The organism is Dysgonomonas mossii, assembly GCF_004569505.1.
Lineage (GTDB): Bacteria > Bacteroidota > Bacteroidia > Bacteroidales > Dysgonomonadaceae > Dysgonomonas.
Genome location: NZ_SPPK01000005.1, coordinates 292,990 through 309,320, shown reverse-complemented (window position 1 = coordinate 309,320; position 16,331 = coordinate 292,990). Strand labels below are relative to the sequence as shown.

16 protein-coding genes are annotated in these 16,331 nt (G+C 37.8%); 2 read left to right on the top strand and 14 right to left on the bottom strand.

Annotated features, from left to right (window positions below):
• Positions 1-431: 431 nt before the first annotated feature.
• The 14 genes from E4T88_RS15160 to E4T88_RS15095 all read right to left on the bottom strand — a co-directional run bounded on the left by E4T88_RS15160 (position 432) and on the right by E4T88_RS15095 (position 14,537).
• Positions 432-911: a YkgJ family cysteine cluster protein gene (locus tag E4T88_RS15160; protein WP_167755470.1), complete on the bottom strand. Its 480-nt coding sequence runs from the start codon at positions 909-911 to the stop codon at positions 432-434.
• On the bottom strand, positions 898-1,962 hold the full coding sequence (locus E4T88_RS15155; RefSeq protein ID WP_135106888.1) for an asparaginase: 1,065 nt from the start codon (positions 1,960-1,962) through the stop codon (positions 898-900). Before E4T88_RS15155 ends, E4T88_RS15160 begins: the two co-directional genes overlap by 14 nt.
• Before the next feature lie 43 nt (positions 1,963-2,005).
• A complete protein-coding gene (locus tag E4T88_RS15150; protein WP_135106886.1) occupies positions 2,006-2,659 on the bottom strand; it encodes a TatD family hydrolase in 654 nt (217 codons plus the stop codon).
• A gap of 74 nt (positions 2,660-2,733) precedes the next feature.
• Positions 2,734-3,297 carry a GTP cyclohydrolase I FolE gene (gene folE, locus E4T88_RS15145; RefSeq protein ID WP_135106884.1) on the bottom strand — a complete coding sequence of 188 codons (564 nt, stop codon included), beginning with the start codon at positions 3,295-3,297 and terminating at the stop codon, positions 2,734-2,736.
• A gap of 15 nt (positions 3,298-3,312) precedes the next feature.
• Positions 3,313-3,819 carry an SPOR domain-containing protein gene (locus E4T88_RS15140; protein WP_135106883.1) on the bottom strand — a complete coding sequence of 169 codons (507 nt, stop codon included), beginning with the start codon at positions 3,817-3,819 and terminating at the stop codon, positions 3,313-3,315.
• Between the two features lie 79 nt (positions 3,820-3,898).
• A complete protein-coding gene (gene tpiA / locus E4T88_RS15135; protein WP_135106881.1) occupies positions 3,899-4,645 on the bottom strand; it encodes a triose-phosphate isomerase in 747 nt (248 codons plus the stop codon).
• 32 nt (positions 4,646-4,677) lie between these two features.
• On the bottom strand, positions 4,678-6,021 hold the full coding sequence (locus E4T88_RS15130) for a BT_3928 family protein (RefSeq protein ID WP_135106879.1): 1,344 nt from the start codon (positions 6,019-6,021) through the stop codon (positions 4,678-4,680).
• A gap of 8 nt (positions 6,022-6,029) precedes the next feature.
• Entirely contained in the window at positions 6,030-6,578 is a 549-nt protein-coding gene (locus E4T88_RS15125; protein WP_135106877.1) for a DUF1599 domain-containing protein, read from the bottom strand.
• A 313-nt stretch (positions 6,579-6,891) separates the two neighbouring features.
• Positions 6,892-8,691: a translational GTPase TypA gene (gene typA / locus E4T88_RS15120; RefSeq protein ID WP_135106875.1), complete on the bottom strand. Its 1,800-nt coding sequence runs from the start codon at positions 8,689-8,691 to the stop codon at positions 6,892-6,894.
• Positions 8,692-8,787: 96 nt separating this feature from the next.
• Complete coding sequence (gene lpxA, locus E4T88_RS15115; RefSeq protein WP_006841384.1) at positions 8,788-9,573, bottom strand: acyl-ACP--UDP-N-acetylglucosamine O-acyltransferase; 786 nt, start codon at positions 9,571-9,573, stop codon at positions 8,788-8,790.
• Between the two features lie 10 nt (positions 9,574-9,583).
• The gene (locus E4T88_RS15110; protein ID WP_135106873.1) at positions 9,584-10,969 is read right to left on the bottom strand and encodes a bifunctional UDP-3-O-[3-hydroxymyristoyl] N-acetylglucosamine deacetylase/3-hydroxyacyl-ACP dehydratase; all 1,386 of its coding nucleotides are present in this window, start codon (positions 10,967-10,969) and stop codon (positions 9,584-9,586) included.
• A 14-nt stretch (positions 10,970-10,983) separates the two neighbouring features.
• Positions 10,984-12,024 carry a UDP-3-O-(3-hydroxymyristoyl)glucosamine N-acyltransferase gene (gene lpxD / locus E4T88_RS15105; protein ID WP_185146751.1) on the bottom strand — a complete coding sequence of 347 codons (1,041 nt, stop codon included), beginning with the start codon at positions 12,022-12,024 and terminating at the stop codon, positions 10,984-10,986.
• 123 nt (positions 12,025-12,147) lie between these two features.
• Positions 12,148-12,618, bottom strand: coding sequence for a DUF4251 domain-containing protein (locus E4T88_RS15100; RefSeq protein ID WP_228093952.1), 471 nt, complete (start codon positions 12,616-12,618; stop codon positions 12,148-12,150).
• A gap of 95 nt (positions 12,619-12,713) precedes the next feature.
• The gene (locus E4T88_RS15095; RefSeq protein WP_135106867.1) at positions 12,714-14,537 is read right to left on the bottom strand and encodes an LTA synthase family protein; all 1,824 of its coding nucleotides are present in this window, start codon (positions 14,535-14,537) and stop codon (positions 12,714-12,716) included.
• Positions 14,538-14,670: 133 nt separating this feature from the next.
• Between E4T88_RS15095 and E4T88_RS15090 the strand changes: the two genes are divergently transcribed.
• Both E4T88_RS15090 and E4T88_RS15085 read left to right on the top strand, forming a co-directional pair.
• On the top strand, positions 14,671-15,303 hold the full coding sequence (locus E4T88_RS15090; protein WP_135106866.1) for an ExbD/TolR family protein: 633 nt from the start codon (positions 14,671-14,673) through the stop codon (positions 15,301-15,303).
• Positions 15,304-15,513: 210 nt separating this feature from the next.
• Complete coding sequence (locus E4T88_RS15085) at positions 15,514-16,329, top strand: hypothetical protein (RefSeq protein ID WP_135106864.1); 816 nt, start codon at positions 15,514-15,516, stop codon at positions 16,327-16,329.
• Positions 16,330-16,331: the final 2 nt, after the last annotated feature.

Genomic DNA, 16,331 nt, shown 5'->3' with positions numbered 1-16,331 from the left:
TTTTGTGATCCTGTCCTTATCGATTCACTTATTAAGTAAATTGACGGTATAATATTTTCTAGCACCGAAGTGCTATTGTACTACACTCATATGTTGTCAAAATTTCAAAGATCGTTATCTGTTCGCTTGTCCCTTTTTCACCGTCCGAGTTCCTAGCTCTAAATCTTGTCTGTTGCCAAAACTCGCTCTCGAAAACCCGCCGGCTCTATCGGTAAAGCGGGTGCAAAAGTAATAACCTTTTCCTTACACTCCAAATCTTTTACCAATTAATTTTAAAATATTTTTCGGCAGAACTACAAAATTAATACCTATATCCCTTATATGCAAACTGTTGTTAAACATATTTTTTTTCAAACCTTTTTTTGAAAATTGAGGGGGTGATGAAGAAGGGACGCGGAAAAGGAGCGATTGATTGAATTTAGAAAAGCACATCACTTGTCCATTAATTTACAAAGAACCTCGTATGCAATTGGACAAGTGCTCGTATTTTTTACAGTTAATTTATAAATCTGCTCGAAGTTTTTCCGATCCGTATGAGGATATTCCCGGCAAGCTTTCGGTCGAGATTCGTATATCGAACAATAATTATCGTTCATAAGAAAAGGACAAGGCATAGATTTGAATACGTAATCGCCATCTTCATCTATCCGCAAATAGGAAGAAACAACTTCCGATGGTTTTATGCGAAGTGCTTTTGCCATCCGCTCAATATCCTTATCGTAGATAGCCGGCCCTAAACTCCGGCAACAATTGGCACACGTCAAGCAATCAATCTTTTCGAAGACCTCATCGTGCAATTGCTGCACAATGGTATCCATTTTGCCTAGACGCTTTTTATTCTTTTTATAATATTGAAGAAACAAAGGTTTCGCTTTCTCAGCTAATACCTGCAAATTTTCATATTGTTTCATTGTCTCTGTCTTCGGGTCTTGTAATTTCTCCTATTAGAGGCACACGCATTCGTATCTTTATATCTTCTTTATCGTACTTATGCCCGATAAGAAACATCAGCTTAGCTAAAGCGGCTTCGAATGTAGCGTCAAATCCACTGATAACACCTGCACGCAAAAGTTCACGCCCCGTCTCGTAACGCTGCATATTTACAAGTCCGATTTCGCATTGAGATATATTGACTATAATAACCCCCCGCTTCACCGTTTCGCGGATAAGATCAAGAAACCAAGGTGAGAGAGGAGCATTTCCAGAGCCATAGGTTTCAAGAATCACAGCTCTTATATTCTTCAATGTCAAGATTGCCTCTACGGTTTGTTTGTCAATTCCCGGAAACAACTTTAATGAAGCGATCCTATTATCTAATCGATAATGGAAGATCGTTTTCTTCTCATAGTCGGGTGTATGAATAGCCTTTCTCTCGTACCTTATCTGAATACCAGATTTTCCTAAATTAGGATAATTGTAAGACTTGAATGCATTAAAATTGTCTGCATTCACTTTGGTGCTCCTATTCCCTCGAAGCAAATCGTTCTGAAAGAAAACACATACTTCAGGAACAATTGGGTAGCCTAACTGATTCTTATCGGCAGCGATCTCCAGGGCGGTAATCAAATTCTCCTTTGCATCTGTTCTTAATTTACCGATAGGCAGCTGAGCTCCGGTAAGGACTACAGGCTTATGCAAGTTCTCGAGCATAAAGCTGAGAGCCGAGGCCGTATATGCCATCGTGTCGGTACCATGCAGCACAACAAATCCATCGTAATTGTCATAATTATCTTCGATGATATGCACCATCTTTTTCCAATGTTCGGGTGTAATCTCCGAAGAATCTATAACAGGATCGAAAACAATATGATCTACATGAAACTTGAAACGCTGAAGTTCAGGTATATGATTGTTCAGATGAGCAAAGTCGAAGGGCTCTAAAGAACCCGTAGCAGGATTTTCGACCATCCCGATTGTACCTCCTGTATAAATTAGTAATATGTGAGCATTAACATCAATCATAGTTTACCTGAAAAGAATTAATAACCTAATATACTTTTGTCAATTATTTAAATACTCGACCTACATTATCGGCCACTAAAATAGCAAAATGATTTTTATCTACATCTATTTCACTTGAAATATTTTCATAAACCTTACAAATAGTCAAATCAGATTCATCTGTTTCACAAAAAATATCAGTCAACGGAATCTCTTTAAGTGAATCTACATTAAACTTCTCCCCTATCGAAAATTTAAAGCCAACTCGACTCAATTGCTGTGTTTGTTGGGGATTACCTCTATAACCATGAATAATCCAAGGGATGTTACTTCCTTCGTATTCCTTATACAACCGGATTAGCTCGTCCCAGGCTTTTACGCAATGTATAATAAGAGGTTTATTTACATCCATAGCCAATTCGATCTGTTTGCGAAATACATCTATCTGCACAGACATTTCGGCTCCCCTTAGTTTGTCTAGGCCGGCTTCACCGATCGCTACGACATTGGGCTCGACAATAATTTCTTCTAAAAGGTGGAGTTGCGAATCAGAATCTTCGGCATTCCACGGATGCACTCCACAAGAAAACCAACAATCAGGATGCTGATTTCTTTTCTCATAAAAATCTTCCGGATAGGTATTCAGAATAGACTTCACCTCATACCCTTCGCATGAAGCGTCATCTACTTTATGTGTATGAATATTATATAAATACATAGTCCGAAACGAAAAAACGAGATTATCTTCTGTGCAGAAAAAATCTCGTTATTTTTTATATTGTTATAACATCTCTATCTTATAAGATTAATAAATTCTTCCCGAGTTTTAGCCTGATTAAATACTCCTGTAAAATCGGAGGTGGTAGTCGTCGAATTCTGTTTCTCCACCCCTCGCATCTGCATACACATATGCTGAGCTTCTATCACGACCATTACCCCCAAAGGATTAAGAGTTTGCTGTATACATTCCTTTATCTGTAAGGTCATACGCTCTTGCACCTGCAAACGACGTGCAAACACATCGACCACACGGGCAATCTTACTCAATCCCGTTATATATCCGTTAGGGATATATGCTACATGAGCTTTACCCCAAAATGGGAGCATGTGATGCTCGCACAAGGAATAAAAATCTATATCTTTTACAATTACCATTTGACGGTAATCTTCTTTAAACAAAGCCTTATTTAAAATAGCTTCGGGGCTTTCACTGTAGCCCTTTGTCAAAAATCGCATAGCCTTGGCAACTCTGTGAGGTGTCATTAGCAGGCCTTCACGCTCCGGATCTTCACCTAACAAAGAAATTATATTCTTATAGTGCTCCTCCAGGAGGTTCATTTTGTTTTCTTCTTGCATTATGAAGATTATATATTATCGTTTAACGACCTCCGACACGACGGTCATCTCTCGTCCGAATGAAGGGAATGTTTTGCGCATATCATGCATCATTTGCTCAGCTTCTTCTTTTGTACGGAAGTTACCTACCCGTAGACGCCAAAATGGAGACTGAAATGAAACCGAAGTTCTCAGCTCGGGATAAGCATTCCTTATCTGTGCCTGCTTCGATTCAGCTTCTCTTTTGGATTGTTGCTGATTATTTCCCATAAAAACTTGAATCTTGTACTCTCTCACTCTGGTTCCGGGAGCTACATTCGCATTCGAAGATGTAGACGGCTCAGGTTCTCCGAGAGAGTCTATAGGCTCGGTACTCCGAACCGCTATTTTACCCTGCAACACATCATCTTGCATCACTTTTACATCCCCTTGCCCCCATTTAGATGAGTTCAGTTCATCAATGATTGTTTTCTGACTGTTTTGTGCAATCGCAGAAGCCGAAAACAATCCTAATAAAAAGAAAATATAAAAACTTTTTTTCATATGTGTGTTATTTAAAAATGTTGCGGATATTCGGTCAGGGTTCATCCGCAACATTATATATAAACTTTAGTTGATCTTCTTAGAATCCTTCAATTACAGGAATAAATTTCTCAACATCGAGAGAAGCTCCACCTATAAGTCCGCCGTCGATATCAGGACATGAGAAAAGTTCTTTTGCATTTCCTCCGTTCGCGCTACCACCATATAGGATTGAAGTGTTATCTGCAACTTCTTTACCATATTTGTCAGCGATTATCTGACGGATGAAAGCGTGCATTTCCTGAGCCTGAGCAGATGTAGCAGTAAGACCTGTACCAATAGCCCAAACCGGTTCGTAGGCAATAACTATTTTAGAAAAGTCTTCGGCAGAAAGATTAAACAATGCATCTACTGTTTGTCTTTTTACAACATCGAAATGTACATTTGTTTCTCTTTCTTCTTTTGTTTCACCGATGCAGAAAATTGGGCTTAATCCGTTAGCTAAAGCTAATAGCACTTTTTCTTTCAAGATAGCATCTGTTTCTCCGTAGTATGTACGACGCTCAGAGTGGCCGAGGATTACATATTTTGCGCCTGTAGAAGCTACCATTGCAGCTGATACTTCGCCTGTATATGCGCCTGAAACTTTATCAGCACAGTTTTGAGCAGCAACACCCAATTTAGTAGATGAAGCTACGCTTGCCAAATGAATGAATGGAGTACCTACAATTACTTCACATTTTAATGTTTTCCCGGCTAATGCAGCTTCTAATTCTTTAGCAAACGCAACACCTTCTTGTAGATTCTTGTTCATTTTCCAGTTTCCTGCAACAATATTCTTTCTCATGATTTTAATATTTGTTTTTATTGATTAATATATTATTCTTTAATTTCTTCTTCATTTTCTTCTTCTGTAATAGCTTCTTTCTTCATCTTTCTGAAAAACAGGAAATCCAATCCTTTCAGAAACAACAATGGTAAAAAGAATGCAACACACACAGCTATCAAGTTCTTTTTGTCTTCGGCCTTCGTATCTATCATCTGTCCATAAGGCAAATCAGTCAAAGGTTTTGTAAGATACTCTTCTGCAGGAACATCTATATCCGCCCATTTGTTGACTACAATACCTTCTTTTAACAGAATAAGCCCGGGATTGGAACGAATTACAGTTTTTAGCATACGTCCGTCAGCTGTACAGAAATCAAAATTTATCGTATTCTCTTTTGACCATTTCATTATCTCATCTGTAGGCGATGCGGTCACACAAAAGAAATGATAATTATGATCTTTTGCATAGTTTTCTATATCCTCGAATCGGCTGAGATAAGAATCACTCATGTTTATTAGCGAAGGTGTTATCATCAAGAAAACATAATTTGAATCCGACAACACCTCTTGCGTAATATCTAATTGTGTTTCAACCTCTGTCCTATCGGAGTTAAATACAAGTTTATTTATAGAAAAGTCATTAATAACAGGCTTTTCTCCTTCTTGTATAACATGATTATCCATTCGCACAAAAACCCATGTACTATCTTCCCAAGGATAATTATCTTCAGTAAATTCTTTTTCTACTCCGTCCTTCGCATAAACGAGCACAGTCTTCTCTTCTCTACCTTTTCCACTCTCTACACTCATCAGTTTAGGAAGATTAGCTCCTATTTTATAAGGTCGGAAGTCGAACAAAGGATCGTATAAATAATTGCGGAATGTGAAAAGACCAATAAAAATAAAGATATACAAGAATGCCAGCCAGTATGTTTTACCTGTAAACCAATTACTGATACGCTCACAATATAAGAATACTATAACAGAGCATATAAGCAGTACTATATTTTTATAGAATGTCTGCCAATTGGTAATTATCAAAGCATCGCCAAAGCATCCGCAATCTTCTACCGGATCTGTTATAGCCAGATACAAAGTAAGCCCCGTCATAAAGACCATAACCAGCAACATCAGTCGTGAATTCCACTTACGATACAAGCCGAAAAGCATACATGCCCCCATTGCAAATTCTACAACACTTTGCAAAACAGAACCTGTCATAGACAAAAAAGAAAGCGAAGTAAGATTGAATGCAGCAAAGTAATCTTCGATTTTATAAGCCGTACCAAAAGGGTCAACCGCCTTTACAAAGCCGGAGAAAATAAAGGTCACACCCAGTATAATTCTGGATATTTCTACTAAAATCTTTATAATTACATCCTTCTTTTTGCCCATTTATTTAATTATCCCTCTTCAGGAAATTCTAACTTTATCAAACCAAAGAGAGAATAGTTTACCATATCCATATAGTTGGCATCTACTCCTTCCGAAACAATAGTCTTGCCTTTGTTTTCTTCTATCTGCTTTGTCCGATATATCTTTGTAAGAATAAGATCTGTATATGAACTAATCCGCATAGAGCGCCATGCCTCATCATAATCATGATTTTTGGCATACATCAATTCTTTGGTTTCAGTCATATGTTTATCATACAATGCGAGAGCCTGCTCTTCGGTAATATCTATACTATCCGAAAAACCCAATTCCAATTGCATCAAGCCAATGATACCATAATTCACGATTCCGATAAACTCGGGAACAATACCTTCATCAATAAGGCTCACGCCCTTTTCTTCGATACTTCTTATACGTTTTGCTTTTATCAGTATCTGGTCAGTAACCGATTGTGGGCGGAGTATACGCCATGAAGCACCATAATCTTTCAACTTTTTGGCAAAAAGAGTACGGCATATCGCTATTACATGTTCAAATTGCTGTTTGGTATCGGCCATGTGGATATCTCTATTTTTAAGGAAGCAAAGGTATGAAAAATTGTTTAATCATAAGATTCAGAAGTTGTCAATAATAAGGTGTCTTCACTTTTTATAAGTTTTAATGCTCTAAAGCTTCTATGATAACAAGCTGTAAAAAAACCTTTTTAGTGAAAAGGTGACAAAAGTGACACCTTTTACGCACTTTTTCACTGTCACTTTTCAGCCTCCAGCTTAAAACAAGAACCCTTCTTTATAAGATAATTCTAGTATAAAAAACGAAAAGGGGCTATCAGAATAATCTGATAACCCCCAATCTATTATGAACATTTTATCACTTTTTTGCCATTCGCTTACGATCATTTTCGTCCAGATAGATTTTACGTAAACGTATCGCATGCGGCGTTACCTCTACGTACTCATCTCCTTTTATATATTCCAAGGCATCTTCAAGACTGAAAATAACAGGAGGAGCAAGCTTCACCTTATCATCTGTCCCCGAAGCACGCACATTGGTCAACTTCTTCGATTTTGTAAGATTTACAACCAGATCTCCTTCTTTGCTATGTTCTCCTACAATTTGCCCCATATAGATATCTGTCTGCGGCTCAAGGAAGAACTTACCTCTATCTTGCAATTTATCAATAGCATATGCATACGCATTACCAGATTCGCTAGCGATAATAGATCCATTCATGCGTTTTTCGATATCTCCCTTCCATGGTTGGAATTCTAAGAATCGGTGTGCAACAACAGCTTCTCCCGCCGAGAGCGTAAGTGCAGCATTGTTTAACCCGATAATACCACGTGAAGGAATATTGAATTCGAGATAGATACGATCTTTCTTGTTACCCATCATCGTCAATTCTCCACGACGACGTGTCACAAGGTCTATAATTTTACTTGAATATTCTTCCGGCAAATTGATAGTCAATTGCTCTACCGGTTCATATTTTTGTCCGTCAATATCTTTTATGATAACCTTTGGCTGACCAACTTGCAGCTCATACCCTTCGCGACGCATAGTCTCGATAAGGATTGACAAGTGCAGAATACCACGTCCATAAACAATCCACGAATCGGAGTTGTCCGTTGTTTCAACACGTAGCGCCAAGTTGCGGTCGAGCTCCCTCATCAAGCGGTCGTGAATATGCCTTGATGTCACAAATTTACCATCTTTCCCAAAGAAAGGAGAATCATTGATGGTAAACAACATCGACATAGTAGGTTCATCGATATCGATTGTCGGTAACGCTTCCGGATTTTCCAGGTCGGCAATCGAGTCGCCAATTTCAAAACCTTCGATTCCTATCAGGGCACAAATATCCCCACACTGAACTTTCGGTACTTTTATACGTCCCAGTCCTTCGAATATATTTATTTCTTTTATTCTCGTTTTTACAAAACTTCCATCACGCTTGCACAAAGAGACATCCATATTCTCTTTGAGTTCTCCACGATGTACACGCCCGATAGCAATACGTCCTACATATTTAGAATAGTCTAATGATGTAATCAACATTTGCGGTGTTCCTTCCAAATATTCGGGAGCCGGAATATATTTTACAATAGCGTCCAGCAATGGAGTTATATCTTCTGTTGGTTTGCTCCAATCATCCGACATCCACGCTTGTTTCGCAGATCCATAGATGGTAGGGAAATCCAACTGTTCCTCGGATGCGTCGAGGCTGAACATCAAGTCGAAAACCATCTCGTGCACTTCATCAGGACGACAGTTGGGTTTATCCACTTTATTAATAACCACAATTGGCTTCAATCCCATCTGAATAGCTTTCTGCAACACAAAACGGGTTTGAGGCATCGGGCCTTCAAATGCATCGACCAACAGCAAACAACCATCAGCCATATTCAATACACGTTCAACCTCGCCACCAAAGTCGGCGTGTCCGGGTGTATCTATTATATTGATTTTAGTTCCTTTATAATTAATCGAAACATTTTTGGAAAGGATGGTAATCCCTCGCTCACGCTCCAAATCATTATTGTCAAGTATTAATTCGCCTGTAGATTGATTGTCTCTGAACAATTGTCCGGCAAGAAGCATCTTATCAACAAGAGTAGTCTTACCATGATCGACGTGTGCGATAATCGCAATATTTCTAATATTTTGCATATATATAAATTGAGGGTGCAAAGGTACAATATTTTTATAAAAAAATAATCCATTTAGAACATCTAAATGGATCACAATTTATTCTTTTTACAATACTTACCCCAAATAACCTCTGACAATGCCTCGTGGCGAACCTTTAACAAAATCAACAATCAGTCTCATCTCAGGAGTTTCTTCAAATTCACTCTCAATCTTATTGATTGCATCAGAAAAATTGAATCCCGACTGATAGATTACACGGTATATTTCTTGTATTTCATTTATCTTTTCATTGCTATAAGCATGTCTGCGCAATCCGACAAGATTTACTCCGGAAAAGCAAACAGGTTCGCGTCCTGCAATAATATACGGAGGAATATCTTTTCCTAGGCGGGTTCCACCCTGTATCATTGCATGTGCCCCGATACGAGTAAATTGATGTACAAGTGTTCCGCCACTCAATATTGCATGGTGCTCTACCTCTACTTCTCCTGCCAACTGAGTAGCATTACCAAGTATGATGTTATCATTCAGCACGCAGTCATGTGCGACATGGCTATATGCCATCAACAAGCAGCTATTACCTACTTTAGTATATCCTTTCGAAGCTGTACCTCTGTTTATGGTAACACACTCTCTTATTGTAGTATTATTTCCTACTATTGCAAGGCTTTCCTCTCCTCTGAATTTCAAATCCTGAGGTATTCCGCCTACTACAGCTCCGGGAAATATGCGGCAATTACTTCCTACTCGGGCTCCATTTCTTACATTAGCACCCGACATTACGATAGTACCATCGCCAACTTCTGTATTTTTGTCAATAAAGGCAAAAGGTTCAATTGTTACATTTTCACCCAATTTAGCTTCCGGGTGCACATAAGCCTGATTCGATATGTTTGACATAATACTTTAATTATTTATTTTTTACAATTTGCGCGGTAAACTCAGCTTCAGAAACCAGCCTGTCACCAATAAAAGTAAACCCTTTCATGTTGGCAATTCCACGACGAATCTCAGACATCATATTCAGTCTGAAAATCAGCGTATCTCCCGGCACTACTTTGGTTCTGAATTTTACGTTATCTATTTTCAAAAAGTAGGTCGAATATCTTTCCGGCTCATCAATCTGAGAAAGAACCAACAATCCTCCCACCTGTGCCATTGCTTCTACCTGCAATACTCCCGGCATAACCGGTTCTTGAGGAAAGTGGCCTTGAAAGTAAGGTTCGTTTGTTGTAATATTTTTTATACCTACAATATGTTTTTGCCCTACCTCAATCACTTTATCCACCATCAAAAACGGATACCTGTGAGGCAATAGCTCCTTAATTCTGTTTATATCAAACACTGCCGGTTTATTAGGCTCATATACAGGCGGCTGAACTTCATTCAGCTTAATCTGCTTGCGAACTAAACGTGCCAGCTTATTATTGATCTTATGTCCCGGACGGGTAGCAATAATTCTACCTCTGATAGGTTTCCCTATCAATGCCATATCTCCTATTATATCCAATAGTTTATGGCGAGCGGGCTCATTCGGGTACATTATTTGCTTGTTATTCAGATATCCAAGCTCTGTAGCATCTTTATATGGTACACCAAGCAAATCAGCTAAACTGTCAAGGTCTTGCTGAGATATTTGACGCTCATAGATAACGATTGCATTATCGAGGTCTCCACCTTTTATCAATCCGGCTTCAAGCAGTTTTTGTATTTCACGTACAAAAACAAAAGTTCTCGCATTGGCTATTTCTTTAGGAAAATCAGCTAGATTTTCGAGAGTAGCCGATTGATTCGGAATATATTTAGATTCGAATTCAATAAACGAATTGATGCAAAAACGATCATCAGGCAATAGAGTTAGTTTAGACCCGGTTTCCTCGTCCACGACTTCCATCTTGCTGCGAACAACAAAATAGTCTCTTTCCTCTGTTTGCTCTTCGGTTCCTACTGCAAATATTCCCTGTACATATTGTATCGAACTCCCATCCAATATCGGAAACTCAGGAGCATTCACTTCAATAAGACAGTTATCTATCTTAAGAGCATACAAAGCAGCCATAGCATGCTCTATAGTACTCACCTGCACATTATCCTTTATAAGAACAGTACCACGCTGCGTATTTCCTACATTTTCGGCAACTGCATCAATTATAGGCTGACCTTCCAGGTCTACTCTTTTTATTTTATATCCGTGATTGTCCGGGGCAGGATTAAATGTTATGGTTATAGGTAATCCTGTATGCAGCCCTTTTCCTTGCAATGTAAAACTGCCTTTCAGAGTGTGCTGTTTGCTCATTTTTTTAAAATATATTATTCATGTTTATTTGCTTTCAATGCATCAATTTCCTTTTGCAACTGTGCTAACTGCCTGTACATTTCAGGCAATTTAGGAAATATGATACTTGATCTGAAGAAATCTTTCACTGGTACTGCCGGGGACCCAAGTATTTTTGCATCGGGTTCGATATTGCTTATTATACCAGACTGAGCACCTATATTCGCATTATCACCAATGGTAATATGTCCGCCCAATCCGACCTGTCCGCCAAACATACAGTGTTTGCCGACTTTAGTAGAGCCGGATATACCGACCTGAGCCGCCATTACTGTATTTTCTCCGACTTCAACATTATGTGCAATCTGAATCAAGTTATCTAACTTAACCCCTTTATGTATAACAGTCGCATCCATCACGGCGCGATCAATTGTTGTATTTGCTCCTATTTCGACATCATCCTCAATGCGTACAATACCCATCTGAGGAATCTTTTTATATATCTCACCTTCGGGTGCAAAACCAAAGCCATCGCTTCCGATAACCGCACCACTGTGTATGATACAATTATTACCGATAATACATCCTTGATATATTTTCACTCCGGGATAGATGATTGTATTATCCCCGATTGTAACATTGTCTCCAATATAAGATTGTGGATATATCTTCGAATTATTGCCCACTACTGCACCTTCTGCAATATATGAGAATGCTCCCACATATACATTTTCGCCGAGCTTAGCAGTATCTGCAACAAAAGACATTGCTTCTATTCCTTTCTTCTGAGGTTTCATTTTCTCTACCATATCCAATAATATGGCAAGAGCTGCATAGGCATTGAAACAACGCACCAGCGTTGCCTTTATCGGACGTTCTGCTACAAAATCATTATTCACCAATACGATACTGGCGTCTGTTGTATATATGTAATGGGTATATTTGGGATTTGCTAAAAATGTCAATGTCCCGGGTTTACCGTCTTCTATACGTGAAAAATTATTCACTTCAACTGAAGAATCCCCTTCAATAGTTCCATTTAAGACTGTAGCAATCTGCTTTGCAGTGAAGGATATTTGCATAAAAATAGACTAAAAAATATTTGGCACCCCTTATTAAGGGTGCGAAATAACTAATAATTTTCCAAATATATTACTTTTATGCTAAAAAAACGGCTGATCAAAGCGAAATATTATTAATTATTCTATCTTTCCGTAAAAAGAGATTGGTTGTCTATTATTTTCATTCACTACTAAAGTAGCATATCCGGTGTCTCCGATAGAAAGGCTGAGAGAGTATTTGCGTGGAGTATCTTTTGTGGTTATAGAAACATCCCACATCCCTTTTTTATTCTTTGTAACAGAATAGTCAAAATCTTTACTTGTAAATTTTATTCCTCCATCTGTTGGAGAAATGGGAGCAGTATATGCTCTACCGAAATATGGCAAATAAGAATTTATAGTATCCTTTGATACTTTGAGTGAATAAGAATAATCCAGACTTATTGATTTCCCACTCATCGGTAAAGCCGTTTGAGGGACAAAAGTATAATTTGCTGATTCTATTTTTTCTGTCAGCTTAGTAATAACCTCCTGCTTTGTCAGGCTGTCTCCCGCTTTACAACTAAATCCTAGAATAACGATAGCGGTCAGTACAAGTATTGTTCTCATGTTAAAGCCCTCCATTTTGTTTTATAATAAATAACGCTTGGACATAAAACATTGTTTAAACATTTCAGTATAAACAAACTAAAAAACAAGAACTCTTATCTATTGCCCAAATCAAGATACATCATCTGAAAGAATGATTTAGCTTTTTTCTCCAAATCAGTGACATCGCCTTTATGATGAATAATGCTTTGCTTATCATTATCGTAAGTTACCATTCCCGTAGAGTCTGTCATGCTAAAGCCATTGACATAAGAATAGAATGCAAATTTATTACCTTCGGAGCTTAGGATATTTTTACTGAACTTAAAGTCATCATGCTTTAAGTTTAGCTGAGACAGCAAAGTTGCAGCTATGTCATTTTGCGAAGCATAAGATGGAACTGTTACCGGCTGTTTTATAGCGCCTCCTATCCATATAAGAGGAATACGAAAACGCTCCGGATCACTATTGCTCAAACCTTTGGGATACGACTGCATTGCATGATCGGCAACGAAGAGAATCAAGGTGTTATCCCACTGTTTTGTTTTTTTCAATTGTTCTACGAAATTTCCCAGACATTCATCGGTATAATGTACTGCATCAAGAAACGGTTCTTTGAATCCAGCTCGGGGCACATCGAATGGCTCATGGCTACTAAGAGTAAGCACAACTTTGACGTAAGGTTCACTTTGCTCTTTAGAGAGTAGATCTTCGTGCAGTCTGTTAATCAAAAACTTATCAGGAACACCCCATTTTGTAAGACGCTCGCTCAAAGGGAATTTTTTATCAGAGACAATATCTTTTATCCCGCATGCACCCACAAAATAAGAACGCATATTAGCGAAATCAGCATCACCACCATAATAAAAAGAGAGATTATTATAGCCTGCATCTTTCAATGCTTTGGGGATAGTAGCTAACGTTCCTGTCTTTTGCGGATACTTCATTATAGCTACAGTAGGGTGTGCAGGATAACCGCTCAGAATAGAAACAAGTCCCCGGTCGGTACGGAAGCTGTTTGCATAAAAGTTTTTGAAAAACACGCCTTCCTTCGCATAGCGACTCATATTAGGTGCCACCACAAAGTCTAAAGCGACATTAGCAGAAAAACTCTCGAGAATAAACAATATGATATTAGGTCTATCTGTTTTCAATAAATTAGGAACACTATCACTTTTAGGCTGAAAGTTTAGTTGAGCAAACACCTTTTCAGCCTCTTTTTTATCATAAAATTGATATTGCGAAGCAAAATTATCAGACTTAAAGAACGACGACATCAGATTGAATTCGGGGTTGATAGCCGCATGATTAAAGAACATATTGTCGCTATAGTACACCTGACCAATATTCATAGTAGATACAGTAATTCCACCCCTGATAGGAAGAAAGAGTGCCGCCAGCAGAACGACCAGCACAATACAAGATTTAGCGATACTCTTTGGAACCGTAAAATTAAGTACTTGCTTTCTTATAATATACATATATCCTAGGTAAGATACTACAAAATATATAGCCATACCCAGTATACCAAATACGAAGTCGAGAATAGAGGCACTTGCAAAAGTTTCTTTTGGCTTTTTTAGATAAAGAAAAACTGTAGAGTCGAAGTGAAATCCCCAATATGGATATACAACCAAGTCTACAACCGTAATTATTGCTATCAACAATAATATAATCCCAAAGTAAATATTGTATGTTCGCGCTATAATTTGAGGTTTGACCCAAATAGACGCGATGAGTACAAGAGCCGGAAGCACTGTGAGGTATCCGCTCATCGACAAATCGAGAGGCAAACCATTATACAGTATATCAAGTATATCTTTTGCCGAAACGCCCCCTCCTAAAGAGGCATGAATAAAAGCAAACAGAATTTTGCCGATAAGGAATAAAAGAACGAAATAGAAAAATACAGTCAAATAGAGGATTATTCTTTGCTTCATTTGGATCTAAAAGATTGGATGAGGCACAAAGATAATTTATCTAAAAAAAAAGTCATAGTAATTTATGGAAATTCAACATCTGTTATCTCTATTAAGTAAAAATAGATGTTTAACCTCTTAAAAAATAAATATTATGGCTAACATAGATACTACAGGTAAGAGCGAAACTAAAAAAGGCAGACCTGAACGCAAGATATTAAGAGTAGACTTTACTCCGATGGTAGACATGAATCTTTTACTGATTACATTCTTCATGTTTTGCACAACATTAAGCATTCCTCAAATAATGGATGTAGCTATGCCAACAGATAAGGGAGCGCAAGCTGTGCCCGACTCAAAATCTGTAACAGTGATTTTGGGAGAAAATGATAAGGTTTACTATTATGAAGGCTTAGCAAATTATGAAGATTATACATCATTGAAAGAAACAAACACTCTTGGTTTACGCAATATGTTGCTAACCCGAAACAACGCAAACATGTCTAAGATAAAAGAGTTGAGACAAAAACGTTATAAAAAGCAAATCACTGAAAAGGAATTTAAAGAGATGTCTAGCAATGTAAAAAAATCAAAGGACGGGCTTATTGTTTTGATAAAGCCAACAGAAAAATCCAATTATAAAAATCTGGTAGACGCTCTCGATGAAATGCAAATATGCGGAGTTGGGAAATACACAATTGTAGATCTTGAAGATGGCGATAAAGTACTGATGGAAAACCTGAAAACAAAGGGTAAATTAACCGCCATGGCCGACAGACCTGAATAATTCTTCCTTACACATATATATAATATATTAGTATGGGGTTGCAGTAAATAGCTGCAACCTCTTTTTTATAAAAAGAAAGAAAAAGTAACTGCTAATATTTTTTCAAACATATTGCTTGTGTTAATATCTTTTGTACCTTTATCTCAAAGAGAGCAGCCATTCTCTAATAGCCTTTTGATACCGAATAATGAATACAAAAAATAGACTTAGATGAAATATTTGTTTTTTACATTATCTATTATTTTAATCTTCTCATCATGTAGTTCTACATTTTTCTACTCTACCTTAAATACGCCTAACGAGTATGTCGAAAAAGTAGATAATGGAGATTTTCTTTTAGAAACGGATAGTCTGTGGATTGCTTATTGTTTTAAGGGACAGGATGGTCCGGTACAAATCACGGTATTCAATAAATCTGACAAGCCACTATATGTAGACTGGGGCAAATCTGCCCTTATCATAGATAATGTAGCGACAACATATTCGGGAGAAGAAATTAATTACTCAGGAGATTGGGATAGTACTATCAACAGCAACTCATCTTCATGGGGCAGCTTTAGTGGAGCTGCATCGCTCCCTAAGAGTGTAAGTTTTGTTCCTCCACAAACTATGGTAAGTGAGATACCTTTAATCTTAAGCCCCAAATTTGATCATATAAATAAGAAAAGCTATAAGAATGCAACAATGGGAGGGCAAGGTGATGTAGCTTTAAAAATTAGAAGACGAGACTTTGACCAAACCAATACTCCATTAGCTTTTAAAAGTTATTTGACCATCTATTCGCAACCCGACAAACCGATGGTTTTTGAGCAAGACTTCTATTTGTCGAGCCTGATAAGAACAGAAGCAAAACCATCTGAAATGTTTAATCAATTATTAGACCGTGGAGATCTATTCTATGTAGAAAAACCAGCCAATAATGATGCCTTGTATGCAACATTGGGAATTATAGGCGGAGCCGGACTAATAGTGGTTGGTGTCATGTATGGCGAACCAGAGAAAACGACATACTATGATGACTATTAAAA